Genomic DNA, 25,353 nt, shown 5'->3' with positions numbered 1-25,353 from the left:
GGAAATTAGTCTGAGTAAAGCGGTAACAGGAAAGATCAGTCATGGGCCGAAACACGTATAAGGATTAGATGCAAGATCAGGACATTAGGTAAGCAAGGGAGTAGAATGCCGCCCCATGAATAGCAGCCGATTGATGACCGCCCCATGATTCCACGTATTGATCAAACCTCCCCCGTCCAAGCCCTGTACCTGAACTTTATTAACGCCCTGCGCGAAAATGGTTTCAGTGGCGATTTGAACCCTGACTATGCCAACCGCACGGTATTGGCGACGGACAATTCCATCTACCAGGTACTACCGCAGGGTGTGCTCTACCCGCGCGACACTGCCGATCTGGTACGTATCGCCAAGCTCAGCCAGCAACCAAAATACCAATCCGTAATACTCAGCCCACGGGGTGGTGGCACTGGCACCAACGGCCAATCGCTCACCGATGGTTTGGTGGTGGATACCTCCAAGTACATGAATCAGATTTTGGAGATCAATGTCGAGGAGCGCTGGGTGCGCGTGCAATGCGGCGTTGTTAAAGATCAGCTCAATGCGGCGATCAAACCCCACGGTTTATTTTTTGCGCCGGAACTCTCTACCAGTAACCGCGCCACCATCGGCGGCATGATCAATACCGATGCCTCCGGTCAAGGCTCTTGCCGCTACGGCAAAACCCGCGATCACGTATTGGAATTAACCACAGTTTTGCTCGACGGTACCGATTGGGTATCCAAGGCAATTGATGAAAATGAATTAGAAGAATTGTGGAAACGGGAAGATCGCGTGGGTGAAGTTCATCGCATTGTCGATGCCATCCAACGCGAACATCACGCACTGATCGAGGAAAAATTTCCCAAGCTCAACCGCTGCCTTACCGGTTATGACTTGGCGCATATTCGCGATCAACAAGGTCGTTTTAATCTGAACAATATCCTGTGCGGTAGCGAAGGCACGCTCGGTTTTATCACCGAAGCCAAGATCAGCTTATTGCCCATTCCAAAATACAGTGCATTGATTAACGTCAACTATCGCGATTTCAACGTCGCCCTGCGCGATGCCGCTCAGCTGATGAAAGCTGAACCGACCTCCATTGAAACGGTGGATTCAAAAGTATTGAATCTTGCGATGAACGATATTGTCTGGCACAGCGTATCCGAGTTCTTTCCTGCGCCAGAGAGCGGCGAAAAAATCCAGGGCATCAATCTAGTCGAGTACACCGCAAACACAGAAGATGAGTTAAATGCGGATGTTAAAAAACTCACTGATATGCTCGATCAAGCCGCGCAGGATTCGAGCACTGGCCGCATCAGTTATTCCATTGCCTGGGGTAATGAAGCGGTCAATAAAATTTGGGGCATGCGTAAAAAAGCGGTAGGTCTGCTCGGCAATGTGCAAGGCGAAATTCGCCCAGTGCCCTTTGTGGAAGACACCGCAGTACCGCCCGAAAACCTCGCCGATTTTATCGCCGAGTTCCGCGCAGTACTCGATGAGTACAATTTAACTTACGGCATGTTTGGCCATGTGGATGCCGGTGTATTACACGTGCGCCCGGCGCTGGACATGAAAGATCCCGCGCAAGAAAAAATGGTGCGCGTGATTACCGATCGCGTGGTTGCACTCACCCAAAAATACAACGGCCTCTTATGGGGCGAACACGGCAAAGGTGTTCGCTCGGAATATGCACCGGCGTTTTTTGGCGAGCTGTATCCGCAAATCCAGCGCATCAAGGCGGCGTTTGATCCGCGCAACCAGTTAAACCCCGGCAAAATTGCCACACCTTCGGCCGACATCAAACTATTAAAAATTGATGAAGTGACCACACGTGGCCAGCAGGATCGTAAAATCCCTGTGCAAGTATGGGAAGGTTATAGCGAAGGCATGCACTGCAATGGCAATGGCCTCTGCTACAACTGGAACCCGAATGATGCCATGTGCCCCAGCTGGAAAGGCACCCGCGAACGCAAGCACTCGCCCAAGGGGCGCGCGTCGTTAATGCGCGAATGGCTCAAACAAATGAGCGAGCGCGGCGTTAATGCTATTGATGAAAGTAAAAAAGTAAAACGGGCAAATTTTGTCTTTAATTTGCCTACGCGTATTTTCAACACTCTGGGCAAACGCAAAGGCGAATACGATTTCTCCCACGAAGTGCACGAATCCATGATGGGTTGCCTTGCGTGTAAATCCTGTGTCGGTCAATGCCCGATTAAAGTGGATGTACCGGAATTCCGCGCAAAATTTTTAGAATTGTATTACAGCCGCTACCTGCGTCCACTCAAGGATTATTTTATCGGCGGCCTGGAATTTATGATTCCCACCCTCGCCAACATGCCTTGGGCATACAACCTGATGATGAAACCGCAATTTATGCAGAAGTTTATCGCGCGTTTTATCGGCATGGTCGATAGCCCGCTGCTCACCGGTATCAGCCTGCATAAAGCGGCAGAAAAACTCGGGGTTAATTACGCCACCCTGGAGAATATCGCGCAGCTCACACCTGCCGAAAAAACCAAAGCGGTTATTCTGGTACAGGATGCCTTCACCAGTTATTTTGAAACACCATTGGTAATCGACACCATCACCTTGTTACAAAAGCTCGGCTTCACTCCCTTGCTCGCGCCATTCAAACCCAATGGCAAACCGCTGCAAGTACATGGCTTTTTAAAAGCGTTTGCCAAAGCGGCAGATACCAACGCAACGCAATTGAACGGCTTAGCCTCTTCCGGTATTCCACTGGTGGGTATTGAACCGGCGATGACACTCGCTTACCGCGCCGAATACAAAAAAGTGCTGGGCGATAACGCGCCTAAGGTGCAACTGATTCAAGAGTGGCTCGCGCAACAGAGTGAACAACTCAGCGGCAAAACCCGCGATTTCAAAGCTGCGGAGTTTTCACTGCTTGCCCATTGCACTGAAAAAACCAATGCAGTGAGTTCGGTAAAAGATTGGCAAACGGTTTTCGCTCAACTCGGCCAACAATTAAAAGTCATCGAAACCGGCTGCTGCGGTATGGCTGGAACCTATGGCCACGAGAGCAGCAATGTCGAAACCTCTAAAAAAATCTATGCGCTGTCCTGGTCGCAAGTGGTGAACAACCCAGTCAACAGCGGCAAGTTAACCGCGACTGGTTATTCCTGCCGCAGCCAAACCAAACGCATCGACAATGTAAAACTGCCCCACCCAGTACAGATTTTATTGCAGCAAATGATTTAACTTTTTATTTAACTGACAAACTTTACTAACTACTTTCACTGACTGACGAGCCACGACTATGAAATTATTACGCAAACTGTTTGGAAGCAAAGCCAAAGCCGAACCGATTAAGCCAGCACCTATTCCGGTTGCAGAATCCAAAGCGCCGAAACCGGTTATTAGTTTGGATGTGGTTGAGCAAACCAACGATGAAAGCGAGCTGCTCAAACTCGCCAGCGATGGCGCCACCAGCCAATTGCGCCAAGCAGCTGCGGAAAAAATACATAGCCGTGAGATTCTGGAACAACTCGCCAAAACAGTAAAAACCAAAGACAAAAACGTATTTAAAATTGTTAAAGCTAAATTGGATGTATTTAAAGCGGAAGATGCAAAAGTGGCAGAACTGGAGGCCAGTGCTGTGCGCATTTGCGAAAAGCTGGAACGCCACTCCCATTTTGAAGCAGACTCACTGTTCAAAGCGAAACTGACAGTATTGCAAAGCGAGTGGGATGCCTTGGGGCAAGTGTCTGCTGTAGCGCAAGCGCGCTACCAAAGCGCCCTTGCCGCATGCGAAGAAAAAATCAATGCCCGCGCGCAAGCCATCGCCGATGAAGAAGAAAAACTATCGCTTGATCAACAAGCCCTGCAATTGGCAGAAGAGGCGTATAACAGCCTGAAACAATTGGCGGGCGATATTTATCGCGCAAGCCATGTCGATGAACTGCTCAACGCTAACTACGAATTAAAAATTCAGGAGTTGAGCAATGCTGTGCGTTTGGCTGCCAACCGTCAATTGCCGCTGGATAAACTCAGCAAAGCGTTCGAACTGCGCAAACAGCAAACCTTGAATTTACTCGACCAAATCAAAACTTCCGGCACCGTTAAACAATTAACGGAAAAGCTGGAGCAAGCGGAAGATTCCGAGCTGGTCAAAAATGCACAGCAAAAACTGCAACAATTAATTAAGTCAGCAAAAGAATTGGGCGATGAACTGCCCGACACATTAAACGAAGCCAAAGCCAAGTTGGATGCAATCTGGGCGCAGCGCCATCAAGCCGAACAAGCGACCAAAAATGCGCTGCGCGACTTCAGTGAACTGGCGCGCAAAGGTTTATGGGCGGCCGAGCAAGGTTTTGTGCGCAAAGCCCGCGCGATTCAAAAAGAACTCGAGGAAAAACGTGTGCAATTGGCAGAAATCCCTAAAGGTATTCAAGCCAAAATCGATGACTTTGAAGCGCAACTGGCGAAACTTGGCGATTGGCACGAATTTGCTGTCACCCCTAAAAAAGAATCGCTGATTACTCAGATGCAAGAACTGGCCAACAGCAGCATGAATCCAGAGGCTCTCGCGACTAAAGTGCACGAACTGCAAGACAACTGGAAAGAAGTCAGCAAAGGTGTACAGCAACAAGACGACGAACTCTGGCACCAATTCCAGCAGGCATCCGCCGTGGCCTATGCACCCTGCAAAGAATTTTTTGAAGCGCAAGCAGCCGAGCGCGAAAGCAATTTAAATAAACGCCGCGAATTAGTGAATCAATTACAACAGTACTTACAAGGTTACGATTTTAGCAACGCAGTATGGAAAGACGTTGAGCAAACCTTAAAAACTGCACGCGCTGAATGGCAAACCTACTGGCCGGTGCCGCGCAAAGCCGGCAATGAACTGCAAAAAGAATTTGAAAGTTTGATGGAACAATTGTTTGGCAAAATCACCAGCGAATACGAAAGTAACAAAAACGCCAAACAAGGTTTAATAGAGCAGGCGCAAACATTGGTAGAAGCTACCGATATACGCGCGGCAACCGAGACCGTCAAACAATTACAAGCCCAATGGAAAACCATCGGCAAAAGCTGGCACAAAGAAGATCAACAACTCTGGCAAGAATTCCGCAGCCATTGCGATGCGGTATTCGCCCAGCGTAACCAAGCATTTGAAGCAGCCAAAGAGCAGCGTCAGGCAATCACAGCTCAAGCCGAGAATCTGATTGAACAACTCAACCAATTCAGCAACCAAACACTTGAACAGCTCAATGCCGCCAAAACGGATATCGACGCGCTTAAAACAGAATTTTTTGCGTTAGATTTGCCAAAAGAAACAGCCAAAGCACTGCAAAATAAATTTAATGCCGCTATCACCGCTATTGCCACTAAACGTGATAGCGCGCGCAACCAAGCGGAAGAACAAAGTTGGACTGACCTGTTTAATGCACTGGATGCAGTGCGTGAATATGAACTTGCCGTCATCGCACAAACCACGGGTGAACACCTTACTGCACAAAAAGAAAAATTGGACGCGCTCATCGCCAATACCCCGCGCTGGCCTAGTGGTACGTTTAGCCTGTTACAACAGCGCGTAGCCAAAGCAGATGCAATCACCAGTACCGCGCAAGCAAACAATACCGAACTGCTACGTACATTAACTATTCGTGCAGAAATTTTGGCAGGTCTGGAAAGTCCAGCAGAAGACAAACAAGTGCGTATGGCTTATCAGGTTAAACAAATGCAGGAGGCCTTTGGCCAACGCGACAGCAGCTTTGAGCCATTGATACTGGAGTGGATTGCGCTGGGTGGGGTGGCAACTGGCGTTTACACATCGCTGTTGGAACGCTTTAATCACAGCAGAGCACGCGGTGTAAAAAACTAAGCCAGATCAATAAAAAAATATTCAAAGCGAGTCGGCTAACACCTGACTCGCTTTTTTATTGTCATTAATATTTGGGGAATCGAATAAATTTCGATAAAAAAAGCAGTCACTGAAACCAGTGACTGCAAAATAAGGGAGAGGTCAAACAACATACAAAGGAGAGCTATTACAATGAACAATGCGAAAGAAGTTCAATATAAATAGTTCAACCACAACATTAAGGTTTAAAAAACTGGCGGAAAAAATCCGCCAGAAATAAGGTCAAACACAACCCCTGTCCACTGCCCTGTCGATAGCGCAGTAAACATTGAGGTAATCCTACCCCTTGCATACTAGTGGGTCAAGCTTTTTGTCATAATGACTTTATGCTAATAAAAACAATTCAACCTATAGATACTTTTTTACTGATAAGTAATCCAGGCAGATAAATGACGCCTAAATCCTGTTGCTGCCCCCTCGAATCACGCACACACGGATATGGCATAGCGGCGCGTAACAAGGCACAATCCATCTTTGCTACCCAGCGCCACCAGAAGTTGGCAGTTTGATTTTTCCAGAGGAGATACAGAGTGGCTAAACAGCCTTTGATTAGCATGCGCCCAGAATCCAAAGGCCTGTCTTATGACCGCCCAGCGGCCAGCCAGATATTTGGCTTTATCCGCGATGCAATTATCAGCATGGAACTTCTACCCGGCCAGATGATTTCCGAAACCGCTCTCGCCCAGCAGTTTGGCGTTAGCCGTACCCCGGTACGGGAAGCTTTAATCCAACTTTCTAATATAGGTTTTGTTGAAGTATTGCCCCAGCGCGGAACCTATGTGTCTAAGTTCAGTATTGAAAAAATTCTAGAGGCTCGTTTTATTCGCGAAGCACTAGAGGTTGCTGTAGTCACGCAGATTGCCACCAATCCAGACGCAGCCATCCGCTTGGAAGCGGTGAATACCTGTGAAAAAATCATCGCCGACCAAAAAGCGGCAGCGGCAGATGATGATGCGCTCGCCTTTCAAAAACTCGATGACAACTTTCACCACGCGCTGGCAAACTTTACTCAATATCCGCGTGTTGCATCGTTTATCGAGGCAGAGAAAGCCCATATGGATCGCGTGCGCAATCTCAGTTTGCATGTGAGCGGTCAATATAAACGAGTCCTCAGTCAGCATGCAGCGATTATTAAGGCAATCAAAGCTGGCGCTGCAGACAAATCAGCTGCGGCTATGAGCGTCCACTTAAAAGACGTTTACAATATTTTGGAATTGATTCCGCAGGAACATCCAGAATATTTTATTTAGGCAACATCCACCACCCCATTGCACTTAAGCGGCGCCACAGCTGGCAGCTCTTAAGTGCAATAATCCGGTGAGTGAACGACAAGGCGCATTTCTCCAAACACTGGCTATACTCCAAGGCATGCTGATCATTACAACGAATCAATCATGCCTTATTGTTTTCATGCGACATTACACCTAACGGATCTGTTTGATGTGCCGGCCTGAGTTTTTTCGCTTGCGTATCAAAATCCTATCGAGTCTGCTGGCGTTTATTTTCTCGCTTCTGGCGTCCGCCCAGCTGGATTCACATAAAATGCAGCAGGTCATGCAAAACCGTTACGGCAGCGACGGCAGCGCCTTACTGGGCGCATGGAGCCGCATGCTCGATAAAGCTAACAATTCACCGGCAGAAGAAAAGCTATTTGAGGTAAACCAATTTTTTAATCGAAATGTGCGCTATACCGAGGACAAAGTCCTATGGAAGAAAAGCGATTACTGGGCCACACCGGTAGAGATTATGGGCGTGCGCGCAGGTGATTGCGAAGATTACACTATCGCAAAATATTTCAGCTTGCTGCAATTAGGTATTGCAACGCAACAATTGCGCCTGATTTATGTAAAAGCGCAAATCGGTGGCCCGCAGAGCAAATTATTTCAAGCGCATATGGTACTGGGCTATTACCCCACTCCCGATGCTATTCCCTTGATTCTTGACAGTTTGATTAACACTATTGAGCCCGCCAATAAACGCCCCGATTTGCATCCGGTATTCAGCTTCAACAGTGAAGGCCTCTGGGTGGGCAACCAATCGACACTAGCTGATCCAACTGCTCGCCTATCGCGCTGGCGCGATTTGCTCGCGCGAGCAAAAGCAGAAGGATTTTAATAATGGATACCATGGTGCTCTACCCTAAAATCACCAAAGACGATGAATACTAAAAGGCAACCAGCATGTCATTAATTAAACAATTGTGGATTGGTATTATTGTGCTCTTACTTATGGTGCTGAGCGGTAATTTTGTCATCAGCACACTGACTGCAAAAACTTATCTGCAAGAGCAACTACGCTTAAAAAATATCGACAATGCCAATTCGCTTGCGCTATCCATATCGCAAATGCCCGAGAAGGATCCCATCACGCTGGAGCTGCTCATTACTGCGCAATTTGATGCAGGCCATTACGAATATATTATATTTCAGGACGCCCACCAAAAACCCATTGTTGCGCGCAGCTTTGAAGAAAATGCTGCTGCCGTTACTGTTGTGCCGCAATGGTTTTCCAAATACGTAAAATTTAATGTGGCCCCCGGCATTGCGCAGGTACAAGATGGCTGGCAACAAGCGGGAACACTGCTTGTAAAAAGTCACTCGCGCTACGCTGTAGAGGCGCTCTGGCATAACACCCGCGATTTATTAGACTGGTTTATTGTGGCTACACTGCTGAGCGGCTTGATTGGCAGTTTTATTTTGAAATATATTTCGCGCCCTTTGGATTTGGTCGTCCATCAAGCTGAAGCCATAGGTGAGCGCCGTTTTATCACCTCGGAAGAGCCAAAAACCAAAGAGTTTCAGCGTTTGGTGCGCGCGATGAATACTCTCTCGCTGGGCGTTAAACAAATGCTGGATAAAGAAGCGCGCCAACTTGAAGTACTGCGCCGCGAATCGCAAACAGACGCGATCACCGGGCTTGCCAATCGCACCCATTTTTTAAACTTGCTCGACACCCAATTAACCCGCGAAGACGCACAGTCGTCAGGCATTTTAGTAATGGCTCGGGTAATGAATCTGAATGAACTCAACAATCAATTAGGGCATCAACAAGTCGACCAGATATTGCGCACGCTCGCCGATGTATTCAAGGACATGCAAGGGAACTATTCCCACAGCTACGCAGGCCGTTTAAACGGCAGCGATTTTGCGTTGCTCACACCAACCGATAAACCTATCGATATTTTCAGTGCAGATTTATCGCAAAAATTAAACTTTCAATTGATTGCCAACGGCTTCGATAAAATCGCCCTGCCTCTGGCATTGTGCAGTTTCAATAGCAACGATCATCGCAATGCACTTTTACACAAGCTGGATGGGGCGCTCGCCCAAGCAGAATTAAAAGGTAACCGTGCAGTTGTAATACTGGAAAACAATCAACCGGATTTTGTACAACTCAACTTAAGCGAATGGCGCGCTGCCATTACCGCTTCATTAACCGCGCAAACTATTGCGCTAGCTAAATTCCCCGTGCGCAACGCCAATGGCGATTTAATTCACCATGAAACCGCTGCGCGCATGAAATTAGATAAAGACTTCAAGTCCGCCGGTTATTTCATGCATTGGGCCGTACGTTTAGGATTAATGCCGGATGTGGATTTGGCCATAATAAAGTTAGCCTTGTTACAACTTGGCCATACAAATGAACCCCTGGCGATTAATATTTCGGCGGCGTCATTATGCAGCGCCAATTTTCGCGAACAACTAATCGCCCTGTTGCGCAATGAGCCAGAGCACACAAAAAACTTGTGGCTAGAATTTCCTGAAATTTGCATGCTGCGCCATCTGGAAGAGTTGCGCGCATTTTCTACACGGCTGCGCAGCTTAGGTTGCCGTATTGGCTTGGAACATGTTGGTTTGGAATTCACTCAATTTGGTGATTTACAGGCAATGGGGCTGAGCTATTTAAAAATAGACAGCGCCATTACGCGCGATATTGACAGCAATACGAGCAGCCAAACATTTGTGCAAAGCCTCTGCACACTGGGTCATTCATTAGGCATTGTGATGATTGCCGAGGGTGTAATCAGCGATGCTGAACAACAATCCTTGAGTAAAATAGGACTCGATGGGTTTACCGGCTCGCACATTATCTGATGCTAAAAACTTTTTATTAACTGTGTATGGTGAACGATGCGCTTTTAAACGTGTGCGATTAAAGATGTAAATTGTCGCCATCATCCAGCAGTTGAATACCTTGGCGTTTGCCGCGCAATTCGCGGCGTGCCAATAATTTATCCTGCGCAATTGCAGGCAAGTCGGTAAAACGAATCACGCCCTGCTCTACCAGCAAACTCACCACATCTTCCAATACCCGCGCCATCGCCTGATCGGTTTGTTCAAGTGCAAGCTGTTCAGCCGATTTTTCACTCTGCAAAAATTGCAGTATTTCCGGTGCATCATCGCCGAGCGACTCAGTAAATTCTCCCTCAGCCACTTTGCTGATTGAAACAATCTCACCGCTTTGATTGCGTTTTACATACATAGAATGGCCTCAATAAAAAAAATCCCGCTAAAAAAGCGGGATTTTTCACACTTATTTATCAGTCAGTAATTAAATTACCTGCGGCTTTTAATTGGTTGATAATAGCCTGGTCAGTGCCACTGAGATTAACGCCATTTAGAATAATGGTTTGATCAGTCGCACCTGCAACGTAGCCAGCACTATAGCCCCCAGCACTACTGATATGAACGGTTGTATTGCCTGCTGCAGAGGTGAAATGCAAATAATTAGTCAGGTTCGCGGAGTTCTCGCCTTGCAATAGATCGGAGAGGTGCAACACATCCCCTTGCCCAGTACTGAAGTCTTGAATGACATCCCTCGCAGGCGTTCCGGCAGTACCTTTATCGGCAAGCGCCCATTTAAACGTGTCTGCACCTAAACCGCCAGTCATGGTGTCGTTACCGGCACCACCGCTAATAAAATCAGCGCCGCTAGTGCCGACAATAGTGTCGTTTCCAGCCGTGCCATAAAATTGATTATCGCTTCCCATAGCACCAAATACTGAAATAGTTAGGGTTGCTTTATCGGTACCACCTTGACCATCCGATAAGGTGTAGGTGAAATGATCCTTGGCAATTTGACCAGGATGTAAACTCGCAAGATTATCGGCGGTGTAACTATAACTACCGTTGGCATTCAGAATTAACTTGCCGTATGCACCTTGCAATGCAACACCTAAAGTACCGTCAGTTCCTACACCGGCCTCTGCTCCAGTACGCACAGCAGCTACTGATAATGTGCCCCCATCTGAATCTGAGTCGTTAACCAATACTCCTGTAGCGGCAGGAATAGAAACACTCATTCCCTCTTGCACTGTCGCAGTATTGCGCCCAACTGTTAACCAAGTAACCACATAGTCTGAACCAGCAGTGGCTGTATCAAATTTAAGTTGATCAAATGCAATCGCATTGCCTGATGCATCTTTAACATCGACAGTTCCTCTGCGGGTAGCGTCTGTTGGATTGAATTGCCCCCGACCTACCTCCACACCACCGAGATAAGCAATCCACAAACCGGTTTCGGGAACACCAGCGAAATCGAGCTTGTCAAAACCAAAGCTTGCACTTACCACTGGAGCATTAAAGGTAACCAAAATAGCTTCGCCATTTTGGATTTCATCATCAACTTCTGTAGTGCTTCCCTTCCCTGCAACGCCCATAGCACCCGCAACACCATCTGCATTATTGGTAATTAATGTGCCGCCAATTGCGCTAATTGAACTGATAAAGGGCTGGGTCCAGGTGAAGTTTGTGCCACTTTTTAATCCGGCGGTTAGCTGAGTTGATGCAGGATCATCGCCAGCTACAGGAGCAACATTCGGCACAGTATCGTTATCGATAATGCTGCCCGTTCCGGTCACACCACCAATTGTTAATGGCACAGTTTCAGTTGCTTCGACAAAAGTGTCGTCCACTGTTGGTACTGTGACGCTAAAGCTGGTCACGCCCGCTGGCACAATCAAGTTACCGCCAACCAAGGTCACGCCATTGTTGAAGGTGGGTGTGCCTATATCCGCTGCTACAGCAGTGCCACCACCCAAGCTATAAGCCAAGCTGGTTGGGGTGGCCGATGGGTTGCTCAGAGTCACGCTATAAACAAGGTTTCCGCCTTCCGTCACCGAGGGACTGGATACGCCGCTAACCGTTGGAGCGCTGTCGTTATCCACAATCGTGCCTGTGCCTACGGCGGTGGCGATTGAGGCGTTTGTCGGGTTGCTTAGTGTGATAGTGAAGTTTTCATTACCTTCAAAAAGATTGTCATCGGTAATATTGACCGTAATCGTTTTACTGGTTTCACCGGCAGCAAAGTTCAAGGAGCCGCTCACCGAGGTGTAATCGCTGCCCGCTGTGGCGGTGCCATTGCTGCTGGCGTAATCCACACTCACGGCTTGGCCTGACACTGCAGACAAGGTGACCGTAAAGGTCGCAGTGCCTGCATTCTCATTCACGCTGATATTGTTAATGCTCAGGCTGGGCGCAGCGTCATTATCAACAATGCTGCCCGTGCCGGTTACACCACCAATGGTCAACGGCAGGGTTTCGGTCGGTTCATTGAGAGTGTCATCAACTGTCGGCACATTGACCGTAAAGCTGGTCACGCCCGCTGGCACAATCAAGTTACCGCCAACCAAGGTCACGCCATTGTTGAAGGTGGGTGTGCCTATATCCGCTGCTACTGCAGTACCACCGCCCAGGCTATAAGCCAAGCTGGTTGAAGTAGTCGATGGGTTGCTCAGAGTCACGCTGTAAACGAGACTTCCACCTTCAGTCACGGATGGGCTGGATACGCCGCTAACCGTTGGAGCGCTGTCGTTATCCACAATTGTACCCGTGCCTACCGCTACACCTAGCGCGGCATTAGTAGGATTGCTTAGAGTGATGATGAAATTTTCGTTGCCTTCAAAAAGATTGTCATCGGTGATATTGACGATGATGGTTTTGCTGGTTTCACCGGCCGCAAAATTCAAGGTACCACTCACCGAGGCGTAATCGCTACCCGCTGTGGCGCTGCCATTACTGCTGGCGTAATCCACACTGATGGCCTGACCCGAAACCGCAGACAGAGTGACAGTAAAGGTCGCCGTGCCGCCTGCCTCATTCACACTGACACTGTTGACACTTAGACTTGGTGCGCCGTCGTTATCGATAATACTGCCCGTACCGGTCACACCGCCAATCGTCAATGGCAGGGTTTCAGTCGGTTCACTGAGTGCGTCATCGACTGTGGGCACAGTGACGCTGAAGTTGGTGACGCCCGCCGGTACAATCAAATTGCCACCCACCAAGGTCACACCATTACTGAATGTCGGTGTCCCTATATCAGCAGCCACTGCAGTGCCGCCACCCAAGGTATAAGCCACGGTGGTTGTGGTGGCCGATGGATTGCTTAGGGTCACGTTGTACACCAGATCACCGCCTTCTGTGGCCGATGGGCTGGAAACGCCGCTAACAGTCGGGGCGCTGTCGTTATCCACTATCGTACCTGTACCTACCGCAGTACCGAGGGTGGCATTAGTCGGGTTGCTTAAGGTAATAAAGAAGTTTTCATTGCCTTCAAAAATACTGTCATCGGCAATATTTACCGTGATGCTTTTGCTGGTATCACCGGCCGCAAAATTTAATGTGCCGCTTACCGAGGTGTAATCAGTACCCGCTGTAGCGCTGCCATTACTACTGGTGTAATCAACACTGATAGCACGACCAGAAGCCGCAGAGAGACTGACTGTAAAGGTAGCCGTACCATCTGCTTCATTCACGCTGACATTGTCGATACTCACGCTCGGCGCCGCATCGTTATCGTAAATGTTGCCGTTGATGGTCAATCCACCAAAGGTAAAGGGAACAGTTTCCGTTGGCTCATTGAGAGTGTCGTCTACGGTTGGCAGGGTGATGTTAAAGCTGCTAATCCCACTGGGAATTAACAGATTCCCTCCCACTACCGTAACACCATTACTAAAAATTGGCGTACCGTAATCTGCAAGCGATGCTGTGCCGCCGCCAATACTGTAGGACAAAGTGTGGGGCGCACCAAGTACCTGATCGAAGGTTACGGTACACACCAGATTGGCGCCTTCTGTGGCATGAGTTACGCCAAGCGAGGTAATTTTGGGGGCAGGATCGTTATCCAGAATATTGCCCGTACCCGTCACACCACCCACACTGAGCGGCAGGGTTTCGGTAACCTCAGCAATAGCATCGTCCACCGTCGGTATAGTCACGGTAAAACTGCTTACCCCGGTTGGAATAATCAAATTGCCGCCCACCAGCGTCACGCCATTACTGAAGCTAGCGCTGCCATAATCAGCGGCGCTAGCAGTACCGCCACCTAAACTGTAGGCCAGACTAGTGCCACTGGCAGCTGGGCCACTGAGGGTCACGTCGTAGACCAGATCACCACCTTCCGTTATCGATGGGCTAGTGACACTGCTCACGGTAGTCGCCGCCACCGGCGTAACACCAATATTGACGGTACTGGTGGTAGTGCCGCCTTGACCATCACTGATGGTGACCACAAAGCTATCGCTGCCGTTATAGGCCGCATTGGGTGTATAGGTAAAACTGCCCGTTGCCAGGTTCAGCACCACACTGCCGTTAGCGGGTGTACCAGACACGCTGTAAGTGAGCGTATCGCCATCTGGATCGCTGGCACTGATAGCGCCGCTGACGGGGGTATCTTCCGGTGTGGTGAGATTTTGATTGCTGGCGTTCGGGGCATCATTCACCGGCGTTACACCGATATTGACCAGACTGGTGGTGGTTCCACCATTGCCATCGCTGATGGTCACTACAAAACTATCGCTACCGTTGAAGTTGTTATTCGGGGTGTAGGTAAAGTTACCCGTTGCAGGATTTAAGCTCACCGAACCATTGCTTGGCGCACCAGTAAGACTAAAGGTCAGCGTATCGCCATCTACGTCAGACGCACTGATTTGATTGGAGATCGGCGTGTCTTCCGGTGTAGTCAAATTCAAATTGCTAGCGACCGGCGCATCATTCACCGGAGTAACACCAATATTGATACGGCTAGTAGTAGAGCCACCATTGCCATCATCAATAGTCACCACAAAACTATCACTGCCGTTGTAATTAGCATTCGGGGTATACACGAACACACCGGTAGCCGGATTAAGAGTGACACTGCCATTTGTCGGCTGGCCGGATACAACATAAGCAAGGGTGTCATTTTCAACATCAGTAGCCACTACCTGACCATTGAGCGGCGTATCTTCCGGCGTAGTGAGATTTTGGTCAGCAGACTCTGGGGCATCATTGACAGGATTAATGCCGATATTAATTCGGCTGGTTGTTGTGCCGCCATTGCCATCACTAATGGTGACGACAAAACTATCGCTGCCGTTGTAGTTGGCATTCGGGGTATAGGTAAAACCACCGGTAGCTGGATTAAGGACTACCACACCGTTGCTAGGCTGGCCGGAAACACTGTAACCCAGCGTATCGCCATCGACATCGCTGGCGACGACTTGGCCATCAATAGGAGTATCTTCATCGGTAATCAGGTTTTGGTCATTGCTGACCGGTGCATCATTGACCGGATTGATACCAATACGCACGGTACTGGTGGTTGTACCGCCATTGCCATCATCCACTGTCACGATAAACACATCGCTACCGTTGTAATTGGCATTAGGCGTATACACAAACGCGCCAGTAGCCGGGTTCAGCACCACACTGCCATTCGCTGGCTGACCAGACACAGTGTAAGTCAATGTGTCGCCCTCAATATCCTCCGCCACAACCTGCCCGTTAACTGGTACATCTTCGTCGGTTGTGAGGTTGATATCGTTGGTGGTAGGTGCGTCGTTAACCGATAGTATGTTTAAGGTGATAGTGGTACTACTGGCATTACCGCGACTATCGGTCACGGTGACGACAAAACTGTCTGGACCGAAATAGTTTGCGGTAGGGATAAAGGTGAACTGGCCAGTGATCGGATTGAGCTGCAAAGTGCCATTGGCTGGCGCGCTGGTCAGCGCATAGGTGATTGAATCACCTTCAATATCAGTGGCGATGATTTGCCCAGTGAGCACTTCATCCTCATTACCTGCCAAGGTTTGATCAGTTACCAAAGGCGCGCGGTTGATATAGTCAGCATCGTTTTGCGAGGTGCCAGCCGCAGCTGGGTTAGCCGTATCATAACCAAAGGACTGCCCGCCAGTCCCTTCAACAACTCTGGCCAAACGCACAAAGCTACTACCATCCGAGCCGCCGCTGGTGTTATCACCCGCAGCGGTTTCTTCCAACTCATCCAACAGGTCGCCGCCTTGATCCAATACGGTCAGAGCCTCTTGCACACTGGCATCGCTCAACAATGCTTCATCCGCATCGGTCGCCGTTTCGGCAAGAAAGTCACGGCTCATGCCCACTTCTTGGCCACCGTTAACTACTAGAAGCTCACCATTGCCCACATCCAACTCAACACGGGAGCCCTGCGCCGTTACCAATATATCGTCATCGTTCAGCGTACTACCAACTGTAAGAGCACGCAGAGTCCCATCCGGGGCCTTCGCCCATGCTTGACCTTGAAGAAACGCAACCTTGGCGACAGCAGTACTCATAGATAACTCCATGCAATAGAAATATGTGATACATCTCACAAAGTGAGTGCGATAGTTGAAGTCTAGCCAGTGTTGAAACTTACGCCATTGGACTAAAGGACAATAAGAAGATGTTTTTTATTTATTTAAAAGAATAAAGAATAGATGAGGGGCTTTTTTGCAGAAAATGTTTTAAACGCCAGAACTGTTAGATAACACCAATACAAGTTGCAGACGATCGCGCACCTGAAGCTTTCCAAAAGCAGCGCTCAAATGGGCCTTTACAGTGCGCTCAGTAATGTCCAGCTCGCGGGCAACTTCTTTGTTGCTTTTACCGGCAGCGACTAATTCAGCAACGGCCCTTTCACGACTAGTCAGTTGCGACAAATCAGCCTGAGCGGTTTCAGCCGCTGGCAATATACGCGCCGTTGCCAATACCAATTGCCGCATCAAATCTGCACCTAACCACATACCGCCAGCAGCGACTACTTGCGCCACTTGCTCGAGCACTTGTGGTATCGCCAAGTAATGCACATAACCACTCGCCCCCGCCTCCAGCGCACGACGCGCTTCCTGTGGTGATTCGATAGCAGTCATAGCGATAACCCGCGCACCGGCGAAACTCAGGTTTTTAATCTGCGTAAAACTCTGCTCATCGCGCAACAGCAACCACACCATATCAGTAGCAACAGTAATAGGCAGCACATCACTAATCTGTGCCGCAGGAAATGCCTGCAACCAGCGGTTTGATGTGATATCGGCAGAAGTAAAAAAGAAGTGTTGTATCATCGTTCAGTCATCGCATTATGCTGCGCACGCAGCACCGGTTTTAACAAATACGCGAGCACGGTTTTTTTGCCGGTAAGGATATCCACTTGCGTCATCATGCCCGGCATAATCGGCAGACTGGGGTCAAAACCAGCACGCTCGGTGCGTACGCGAACAATATAAAAGGTGCGCTCTTTTTCATCAGTAATCGTATCCGGGCTGATGTGTTCAACCGTGCCTTTTAATCCACCGTACACCACAAAATCGTAGGCAGTAAACTTCACAATCGCCGCTTGCCCCGGGTGCAAAAACGCGATGTCCTTGGGTGACACTTTTGCTTCAATTAGTAATTGATCATCGAGCGGCACCATCTCAATCACTTCACGCCCCGGCTGCACCACACCACCGACGGTATTGGTAAATAACCGCTGCACTGTACCGCGCACAGGTGAGCGAATTTCGGCGTATTTAATCTTATCGGCTAAGCCTGTGCTGGTTTCAGATAGGGAGGCTAGCTTGCTCAACACCTCCGATAATTCATTGCGCCATTTATTGTTCACCAGCAATTCTGTCTCGCGCAACTTTCCTTCTGACTCCTGCACAGCTAGCATCAAGCGCGACTCTTGAGATAAGGCTTGCGCGCGCTCACCTTTTGCGTTGGATACCTCCGCTTCCAAGCGCAAAATTTCTACTTCAGAAATCGCACCACTGGCCAGCAGAGGTTTGGTGACATTTAATTCCTGCGTCGACAACTCTAATGCGCGTGTTACTTGTGTCAGTTTTGCACGCACTTCATTTAATTCTTCCGAGCGCTGATCTAATTGGCTGCGCGCAATACTTAATTGCTCATCCAATTCTTTGCGATTGGACTCGTACAGACTGCGTTCGTGCGTAACTATATCCGGAGCTTCCGCCACTAAGTCATCGGCAAACTGTAAATCCGTATTGGAAGTTAATGCCTGCAAGCGTGCGGCACGGGCTTGCAGCGACGCAGATTCAGCCCGGTTCTCGCGAAAGGTAGCAATAAAACGTGTGGGATCAATGCGCAATAACAAATCGCCTTTTTCGACCACTTGCCCTTCGCGCACCAAAACTTCCTGCACTACGCCGCCATCAAAGGATTGAATAATTTGCAGTTGCGATGAAGGAATCACCTTGCCTTCTCCGCGCGCCACTTCATCGAGCGGCGCAAATGCCGCCCATACCAGCAACAACAGCATAATCAACGCAACCACCCGCAACAGTGCACGCGCACGTATCGGCTCCTGTTGCAACTTCGCCCAATCCGAATCGGTTACCCAATCCTGCTGCTGTTCATGCAGCGGATCAAACCAGCGCGCATAGAGTTTGTCGATATAAGCTGTTGCAGGCAGACCGATTTTATTCATCCAGCGACCAACGCGCTCAAACCAGATTTTATCGCGCGAGCCCGTCATGATGCTCTCCCGATTCTGCCTTGACGCAGCGCTTCTATTACTTGTTCTTTTGGTCCGTCGGCAAGAATTTTCCCCGCATCGATCACAATAATACGATTCACTAATTCCAACAGAGAGGTGCGATGAGTAATCACCAATAAAGTTTTGTGCGCGGCAAACTGTGCGAGATTACGCTTAAACTCTTCTTCACTGGTGTGATCCATCGAGCCGGTCGGTTCATCCATTAATAAGATTGGTGGATCGCTCAACAATGCACGCGCAATACTCACCGACTGACGCTGCCCACCAGACAGTAATTGCCCGTGTTCACCCACCGGCATGGCCAACCCCATAGGATGCTGGTTAACAAAATCCATCAGGCCGCTCAAACGCACCGCCTCTAGAATAGCTTCATCTGTTGTGTGCAATGCGCCCATCGCAATATTGTCGCGCAGTGAGCCAAAAAATAAATTCACATCTTGCGCAACATACCCCATGTTGCGGCGCAATTCAGCCGGATCGAGCTGGCGAATATCAATGCCATCTAACAGCACGGATCCTGCAGCCGGCTCATACAAACCAGTAATTAATTTTTCAATCGTGGTTTTACCTGAGCCATTGCGCCCGAGTATTGCAACATGTTCACCTGGGTTAATGTTGAACGCCACATCACGCAGCACTTCGCGCTCATCTTGTGGGTACTTAAAGGAAACTTTTTTGAACTCAATTCCACCCTGCAAACGCGGGCGGCTAATCCAGTTGGCATCCACTGGCCGCTCTACGGGTTTTTCCATTATGGCGTCCAGCGCCGTCAATGCCGTTGCCGCGCTGTGATATTGCATCAACAAACCAGCAGTCTGCCCTACCGGCGCCATAATGCGCGATGACAACATATAAGCGGCGATCAGTCCGCCTTGGCTTAAATTGCCATCAATAATCTGGTAGACACCCACAATAATAATGACAACTGATACAGCTTGTTGAATCCACAAAGTGCTTGTGCCAACCGAGCCAGACAGAAAACGCATTTTCACTCCCACCCGCGATGCAAGGAGCGTGGTTTTTTCCCAGACCGCCTGCATTTGGCCTTCGGCGCCCAAGGTTTTTACTGTATCCAACCCCGTTAAACTTTCCACCAAAGTGGCATTGCGCTGCGCAGATGCCTGCATAGAACTTTCAGCTAACAAATGCATTTTGTGTTGTACCGCTGCGGTGTAAATCATCACCAACGCAACGCCCACAATGATGGGAAATACCAGCGGCCAGGAAATTAACAAGACAACAATTAAAAATAATAAAACAAACGGCAAATCCACTAATGCCAAAATAGTCGCGGAAGAAATGAAACTGCGAATAGACTCAAAAGATTGCAGGCCTGCGGTAAAAGAGCCAACCGATGCTGGCCGCTCGGAAAATTTCATTCCCAGCACGCGCTCCATAATACTTGCCGACAAACTGACATCGATACGGCTCGCAGCGAGATCAACAAACCAAGTACGCATCATGCGCAGCGCAAAATCAGCACTGATTGCGATTAACATGCCAACCGATAGCACCCAAAGTGTGTCAGTCGCATGATTTGGCACCACGCGGTCATACACATTCATCACAAACAGCGGCGCTACCAGTGCAAAAAAATTGATCAATAACGCGGTGAGCAACACATCGCGATATAAATATTTATGCTCGGTAATAACACTCCAAAACCAGTGTCCGGTATGATTTTTTGCATTGACCTTTTTGCCAATTTCGACGGTGCGCGCATCAAATCGCTCTTGCGGGCGCACGTAAATCGCACGGCCAGCGTACTGCTGAGCCAAGTCTTCCAACGACACATCAACAACTGCATCACCCAACTCAGGATAGAGTAGTTGCGCAGAATTTTCTTTTATGGCGAGCAATACGCAAGCTTGGTTGTCTTGCAAGATAAGCACCGCAGGAAATAGCGCCGTATTTAATTGGAGCAAGTCGCGCTCTGCGATTTTACTGGTGAGGCCAGCGCGTTTGGCGGCGCGGGCAAATAAAGAAGGTGTGAGTTGGTGTCCTTCCAACGGCAATCCCGCCAACAAGGCTTCGCGCGTACTGGTAATTTGATGCGCACGTGCAATGAGCAACAAACACTCCAGCAGCGGACCGCCACTAGCGGCAGCAGAGGAAACATCCGAGGAAAACTGAACATCAAGGGTCATTGTGGCTCCGGGTGCAGCAAGCGGGCAAAACAAAAGCCTCTGTAATATAGATGGCCATGACTAGTCGCGCAATTTCATTGCTGAGTATCTGGCTATAGCGCATAAAAAAACGCACCAAATTACTGGAATTTGATGCGTTTTCGATTAACGGTTTGAGTAGCAAGCCCGAAAACTCGCTGCGCAAATCACTCGCTGCGCGTTACAGTCACATCAACACGGCGATTAGCGGCCTTGCCTGCCACGCTGGTATTGTCTGCCACCGGGCGAGTTGCGCCAAAACCATCGACAGTCATTGGAATTGACTCTAAGCCATTTAACACAAAATAATCCCGCACACGCTGGGCCCGCGCTTTGGACAATGGAATATTGAGCGCATCCGTACCAGTGTTGTCAGTATGTCCTTCAATACTGATTTGCACTACTTTTGGCGTGGCTTTGATGTCGGCGATTAAGCGATCTAACTTTTGCGTTGCACCGACTTTTAATTGCGAGCTACCTACATCAAATAAGGCATCACCTGCCAGAGGTGTTAACTCGCTAATCAAATCGTCGCGCCCTAACGCGACAGGCGCAATTTCCGGGCAGGCAGACTCAGTGATATTGAGCGAATCATTTACTTTTGTATCGTGCATAATACCTAAGCCCTCGCGCACTATACCCAACGCAGGCAACAAACTACCCATTGCAGCGAGCGAGCGAGCATGCGCCATCTCCAAATCACCATTGGCAATAATTAATGCGCGGCTCGCTTGAAAATATTCATTTTCCGCATCGAGCAAATCGAGCAACGTACGCTGGCCAATATTAAATTGTTCAGAATAGGCGGTGCGCACTTTATCGCTTGAAAGACGGTGCTGCTCTAATGAAGTAAGTTGTTCACGAATACGCTTGGCATCGTTATAGGCAATTTGTGTGTTCTGGCGTAAATCTACGCAAGCCTGATCGCGTAAATCTTTCGCCAAATTAACTTGCTCCAACGAGCGGCGCACTGCCGCACGATTAGCGCCACCGCTATATAAGTTGTAGGTAAGCGCTAATTCTACTGCGCTTTCATCACCGTAATTATTTGGATCAGTGCGATTATCAAAACCATCCTGATTGCGACTAGTCACCTGACGGGCGCGCAGCTCGGCTTTGGGATAATAACCCGCGCGCTCCACTTTCACCGCTGCTTGTGCAGCGCTGATGTTTTTAATCGCCGCATGAAAACCCGGATTGCCTTGATAAGCCAGCATTAACGCCGCGCGAATGTTATCAGGCAATTTTTGTTGTGTAAGCTCAACCGCTGCTAAATCTTCCGCCGGTAATTGGCCCACTACACGCAAATAGCGCGCTGTCACATCGTGCAAATTAGACGCTTCGGTTAATAAATTCGATTCAGCTAACGCCAAACGACCTGCAACCTGCTCAAAGTCAACACGGCGACCAACGCCAGAATCAGCGCGCTCTTCAATTTGCTTATAAACCTCTTGATGTTTGACATAATTATTGCGCGCCAAACTCACCAAATCGCGATTGCGTTTTACATCTTCATAGGCGCGCACCGCTTCCAACGCCGTAACTTCCAGCGTATTTAATAACTCGTAATAACGCACCAAGCGCGCGCTATCGTAACGAGCTACTTCACCAGCAGTGCGGAACCCGTCGAATAACATTTGGCTAAGGGTAATTTGCGCTTGATTATTGGTGTAGCTCGCGCGGCCATCGTAATCGCGGTTGGTTTTGCCGGTCGATGCGCCTATATCAACGCTAGGTAAATAACCTGCACGGGCGACGCGGACATCTTGTATCGAAGCACTAAACTCATGCCAGCTCGCTTGCACATCAGGATTGGACTCTATCGCCTGTAAAGCCGCATCTTTAACTGTACCCACTGATTGTGCTGCCACTTGTCCAGTGAAGGTTAGGATCGAGAAGAGCGCAAATGAATGAGCGATTAGCGACGTAGGATATAAAAGCGAAGAACGATTAAAAAGCGAAGGAATCATTGATGTTTTTCCAAATGGGTTGCACATAACCACAAGATAAAAAATCTAAAGCAACTTAGTGAGCACGCAAGATGATTAAAATTAACTCATTATAAAAGTACGCTTTGTTCAAACGTATAATTTAGTAAAGGATTCCGTTCACTCACTGAAATCGAATAAGCAAAAATCCCTATGCGCGGCCAATCTACCTGCATTCAAACAGTAAAATCCAAGAATTTTTGCACATAACCTTATTAGTAAATATGAGTGGCAATAAAACCTGTTTCTTAGGTCAACAACTGTGTTTATGGCACAAAAAACAACCATAAATAATGATTTCATCATAACTCATTGATGCTTTATGCCACAACCGCATTCTAAATTGTGATGAAAATCACATCTTATAATTACCATATGGACGAAAAAGCTATTAATTCAATTGATTAATTTAAATTTTATTATAAGAGCTGAGCGTAAAGTCCAGTGTATCTTGTAATTCATCTGCAAGAATGGAGGCTTTTAACTCTGGAGCCAACCTCCAGGCGAAAGGCGTCATGGTCAAAAGCGCGATACACATCTCCCGGTCTTTAATCTGCAAATCGCTCCCTAGTCGATAGTGTTCATCCACTACAAAACCTTCGGGTGTAATTGGCTTGGGATGTGGGCGCACCTCCTTATAGATGCGCGTACGCAACCCCAATAGATGATTTTCACCAGGCGTAACTATAACTAATTTGCCACCGGGTTTTATTACACGACATAACTCCGCGTCTTTGCCTGGGGCGTAAATGCGAGTTACCACATCCATAGACTCATCGGCAAAGGGCAAGGCGAAACTGGAAGCCACACTGTAGAGTAAGCCAGCCTTATCTTTCGCGGCTTTTGCCGCAAGACGCACACCGGCTTTGGCGATATCTATTCCATACACTTGCGCCCGAGGTAGGGATTCTGAAAACCCCGCGGTGAAATAACCTTCACCGCAACCTATATCCAGCAGCGTCGCCGTTGTTGCGGGCAACAATTCTTGCAAGCGCTTTTTAAGCGGATTAAAAAAACCTGCCTGTAAAAATTGGCGGCGCGCTAGCAATTGTTCTTTAGCATCACCTGGCTCACGCGAGTGCTTATTTTGCACTGGCAATAAATTGAAATAGCCCTCTTTCGCGCGATCAAACTGATGGCGATTAACACAAGCAAGGCCTTGGACGTTTTGTAGTAATGGGTGACGGCACAGTGGACAGCGCAAATCTTTCATAATAATTATCAGAGCGAGTGAGGATCATAAAAATCGAGAATGGTCTTAAAAAATAAGCGCGCAGAATGCCGACTCACCCATCATTTAGCAAGTCAGACACAAAAGACAAGGGCGTATAAGCAATTTTAGTAAACTCGCTTATACGCCCTGAAATAGATTAATTTTCGTCAGGCAATTCGTAGCGATCAATAATATCGCGCACTAAACCACTGCGCACTATATCTTCACGCTCAAATTCATGCACATAGACATTGTCCAGGCCATCCAATAAATTCACAGCATGCTCCAAACCATTAGGACCGCGAATATCGCTTTGATTTATATCGCCATTAATAACGACTTTGCAATCTTCACCAATTCGCGTGAGGAACATTTTCATTTGCGCCGGGCTGGCATTTTGCGCCTCGTCAAAAATAACAAAGGTTTTGCTATTAAAGGTTTTGCCGCGCATAAAGGCGAGCGGCGCCGCTACTATACGACCATGGCGCAAACAATACTCCACTGTACCAGCACCGAGACGTTCATTTAAAATATCGCGGAAGGCATCGATATAGACGGAAAATTTTTGATCGAGATCGCCCGGTAAAAAACCGAGATTCTCACCCGACTCAACTGCGGGGCGCGTAAGAATAATGCGCTCAATGCGGCCGGATTCCAACGCCTCTGCCGCCAATGCGCCTGCACAATAACTTTTACCCGTACCGGCAGGGCCAATACCAAAGGTCAGCATGTGACTATTAATCGCATTGATGTACTGCTGCTGGGATTTTGTTTTGGCGCGAAGTGGTTGGGGGGAGCGAGGGGGAGAGTAAGCTGTTTCGACTTGCTGCGAGCGGGATTTTATTTCGACAATGTTGTCATCACTACGTTGATTTTTTCGCGATTTATGTCGCGATGCTGGGTAGCTGGTATCATCGTATGAGTGATGGTTTGCACTACGTCTGGCATGCGTTTTTCTTGCCATAAAGAATAATCCCCTTCAGGTCTGAAAATAATACGGGCGGTTTCGCAAAAGCCCAGTATCGTGAAGTTACCCGAGAACGCAATTTTCTATGGAATGATATTTGTGTCGTTTACCCCCTTCTATCACTTATTGATCAGTTGTTGATTTATTTACACTTCAATCGCTGATTAAAAACAATAAAACAGTTTAAGCAAAACACTTTTTGTAGAGCACTTCTAATAAAACAAAAGTCTGTGACAGTTAGGTGACGCTGGCGCATTGGCCAGAACCTACTAAAGAAAATCAGGTGGTTACTCATCTATTCACCACCTTTAACTTGATACTAGGCTTATTTTAAAAATCGGTCAATCTCTTAATTGAAATAAAATTGACATGAGAAT

Annotated in this window: 13 protein-coding genes; 5 read left to right on the top strand and 8 right to left on the bottom strand. The window is 48.3% G+C overall.

The features are described from left to right. Positions 1-144 precede the first annotated feature (144 nt). From ydiJ to AC2CG4_RS00790, 5 genes are all read left to right on the top strand, one after another. Positions 145-3,198 carry a D-2-hydroxyglutarate dehydrogenase YdiJ gene (ydiJ, locus tag AC2CG4_RS00810; protein ID WP_484484443.1) on the top strand — a complete coding sequence of 1,018 codons (3,054 nt, stop codon included), beginning with the start codon at positions 145-147 and terminating at the stop codon, positions 3,196-3,198. Between the two features lie 58 nt (positions 3,199-3,256). Beyond that, positions 3,257-5,824: a DUF349 domain-containing protein gene (locus AC2CG4_RS00805; RefSeq protein ID WP_484484442.1), complete on the top strand. Its 2,568-nt coding sequence runs from the start codon at positions 3,257-3,259 to the stop codon at positions 5,822-5,824. A 569-nt stretch (positions 5,825-6,393) separates the two neighbouring features. Further along, positions 6,394-7,113, top strand: coding sequence for a GntR family transcriptional regulator (locus tag AC2CG4_RS00800; RefSeq protein ID WP_484484441.1), 720 nt, complete (start codon positions 6,394-6,396; stop codon positions 7,111-7,113). A gap of 214 nt (positions 7,114-7,327) precedes the next feature. Beyond that, complete coding sequence (locus AC2CG4_RS00795) at positions 7,328-7,978, top strand: transglutaminase-like cysteine peptidase (protein WP_484484440.1); 651 nt, start codon at positions 7,328-7,330, stop codon at positions 7,976-7,978. A 65-nt stretch (positions 7,979-8,043) separates the two neighbouring features. Then, positions 8,044-9,957, top strand: a complete 1,914-nt coding sequence (locus AC2CG4_RS00790) for a bifunctional diguanylate cyclase/phosphodiesterase (protein ID WP_484484439.1) — start codon at positions 8,044-8,046, stop codon at positions 9,955-9,957. 58 nt (positions 9,958-10,015) lie between these two features. Here the strand turns inward: AC2CG4_RS00790 and AC2CG4_RS00785 are convergent, their stop codons facing one another. The 8 genes from AC2CG4_RS00785 to AC2CG4_RS00750 all read right to left on the bottom strand — a co-directional run bounded on the left by AC2CG4_RS00785 (position 10,016) and on the right by AC2CG4_RS00750 (position 24,973). Then, on the bottom strand, positions 10,016-10,345 hold the full coding sequence (locus AC2CG4_RS00785; protein ID WP_484484438.1) for a hypothetical protein: 330 nt from the start codon (positions 10,343-10,345) through the stop codon (positions 10,016-10,018). A 58-nt stretch (positions 10,346-10,403) separates the two neighbouring features. Next, on the bottom strand, positions 10,404-16,439 hold the full coding sequence (locus AC2CG4_RS00780) for a retention module-containing protein (RefSeq protein WP_484484437.1): 6,036 nt from the start codon (positions 16,437-16,439) through the stop codon (positions 10,404-10,406). A 171-nt stretch (positions 16,440-16,610) separates the two neighbouring features. Further along, on the bottom strand, positions 16,611-17,207 hold the full coding sequence (locus tag AC2CG4_RS00775; RefSeq protein ID WP_484484436.1) for a LuxR C-terminal-related transcriptional regulator: 597 nt from the start codon (positions 17,205-17,207) through the stop codon (positions 16,611-16,613). Further along, on the bottom strand, positions 17,204-18,622 hold the full coding sequence (locus AC2CG4_RS00770) for an HlyD family type I secretion periplasmic adaptor subunit (protein ID WP_484484435.1): 1,419 nt from the start codon (positions 18,620-18,622) through the stop codon (positions 17,204-17,206). Before AC2CG4_RS00770 ends, AC2CG4_RS00775 begins: the two co-directional genes overlap by 4 nt. Further along, positions 18,619-20,790, bottom strand: coding sequence for a type I secretion system permease/ATPase (locus AC2CG4_RS00765; RefSeq protein ID WP_484484434.1), 2,172 nt, complete (start codon positions 20,788-20,790; stop codon positions 18,619-18,621). The genes AC2CG4_RS00770 and AC2CG4_RS00765 overlap by 4 nt, the downstream gene beginning before the upstream one ends. Before the next feature lie 185 nt (positions 20,791-20,975). Beyond that, positions 20,976-22,778 carry a TolC family outer membrane protein gene (locus tag AC2CG4_RS00760; RefSeq protein ID WP_484484433.1) on the bottom strand — a complete coding sequence of 601 codons (1,803 nt, stop codon included), beginning with the start codon at positions 22,776-22,778 and terminating at the stop codon, positions 20,976-20,978. Positions 22,779-23,205: 427 nt separating this feature from the next. Further along, complete coding sequence (locus tag AC2CG4_RS00755) at positions 23,206-24,009, bottom strand: putative RNA methyltransferase (protein ID WP_484484432.1); 804 nt, start codon at positions 24,007-24,009, stop codon at positions 23,206-23,208. A gap of 157 nt (positions 24,010-24,166) precedes the next feature. Continuing rightward, positions 24,167-24,973, bottom strand: coding sequence for a PhoH family protein (locus tag AC2CG4_RS00750; RefSeq protein ID WP_484484431.1), 807 nt, complete (start codon positions 24,971-24,973; stop codon positions 24,167-24,169). Positions 24,974-25,353 lie beyond the last annotated feature (380 nt).

The organism is Cellvibrio sp. ATLC23, from assembly GCF_057196725.1.
Note: the sequence above shows the minus strand (reverse complement) of the source record. Positions and strands in the feature narration are given on the sequence as shown.

Bases quoted from the DNA above. Each gene is read 5' to 3' on its own strand.
- AC2CG4_RS00765 (WP_484484434.1), bottom strand. From the start codon at position 20,790: ATGACCCTTGATGTTCAGTTTTCCTCGGATGTTTCCTCTGCTGCCGCT.
- AC2CG4_RS00790 (WP_484484439.1), top strand. From the start codon at position 8,044: ATGTCATTAATTAAACAATTGTGGATTGGTATTATTGTGCTCTTACTT.
- AC2CG4_RS00780 (WP_484484437.1), bottom strand. From the start codon at position 16,439: ATGAGTACTGCTGTCGCCAAGGTTGCGTTTCTTCAAGGTCAAGCATGG.
- AC2CG4_RS00775 (WP_484484436.1), bottom strand. From the start codon at position 17,207: ATGATACAACACTTCTTTTTTACTTCTGCCGATATCACATCAAACCGC.
- ydiJ (WP_484484443.1), top strand. From the start codon at position 145: ATGATTCCACGTATTGATCAAACCTCCCCCGTCCAAGCCCTGTACCTG.
- AC2CG4_RS00785 (WP_484484438.1), bottom strand. From the start codon at position 10,345: ATGTATGTAAAACGCAATCAAAGCGGTGAGATTGTTTCAATCAGCAAA.
- AC2CG4_RS00755 (WP_484484432.1), bottom strand. From the start codon at position 24,009: ATGAAAGATTTGCGCTGTCCACTGTGCCGTCACCCATTACTACAAAAC.
- AC2CG4_RS00805 (WP_484484442.1), top strand. From the start codon at position 3,257: ATGAAATTATTACGCAAACTGTTTGGAAGCAAAGCCAAAGCCGAACCG.
- AC2CG4_RS00770 (WP_484484435.1), bottom strand. From the start codon at position 18,622: ATGACGGGCTCGCGCGATAAAATCTGGTTTGAGCGCGTTGGTCGCTGG.
- AC2CG4_RS00760 (WP_484484433.1), bottom strand. From the start codon at position 22,778: ATGATTCCTTCGCTTTTTAATCGTTCTTCGCTTTTATATCCTACGTCG.
- AC2CG4_RS00750 (WP_484484431.1), bottom strand. From the start codon at position 24,973: ATGGCAAGAAAAACGCATGCCAGACGTAGTGCAAACCATCACTCATAC.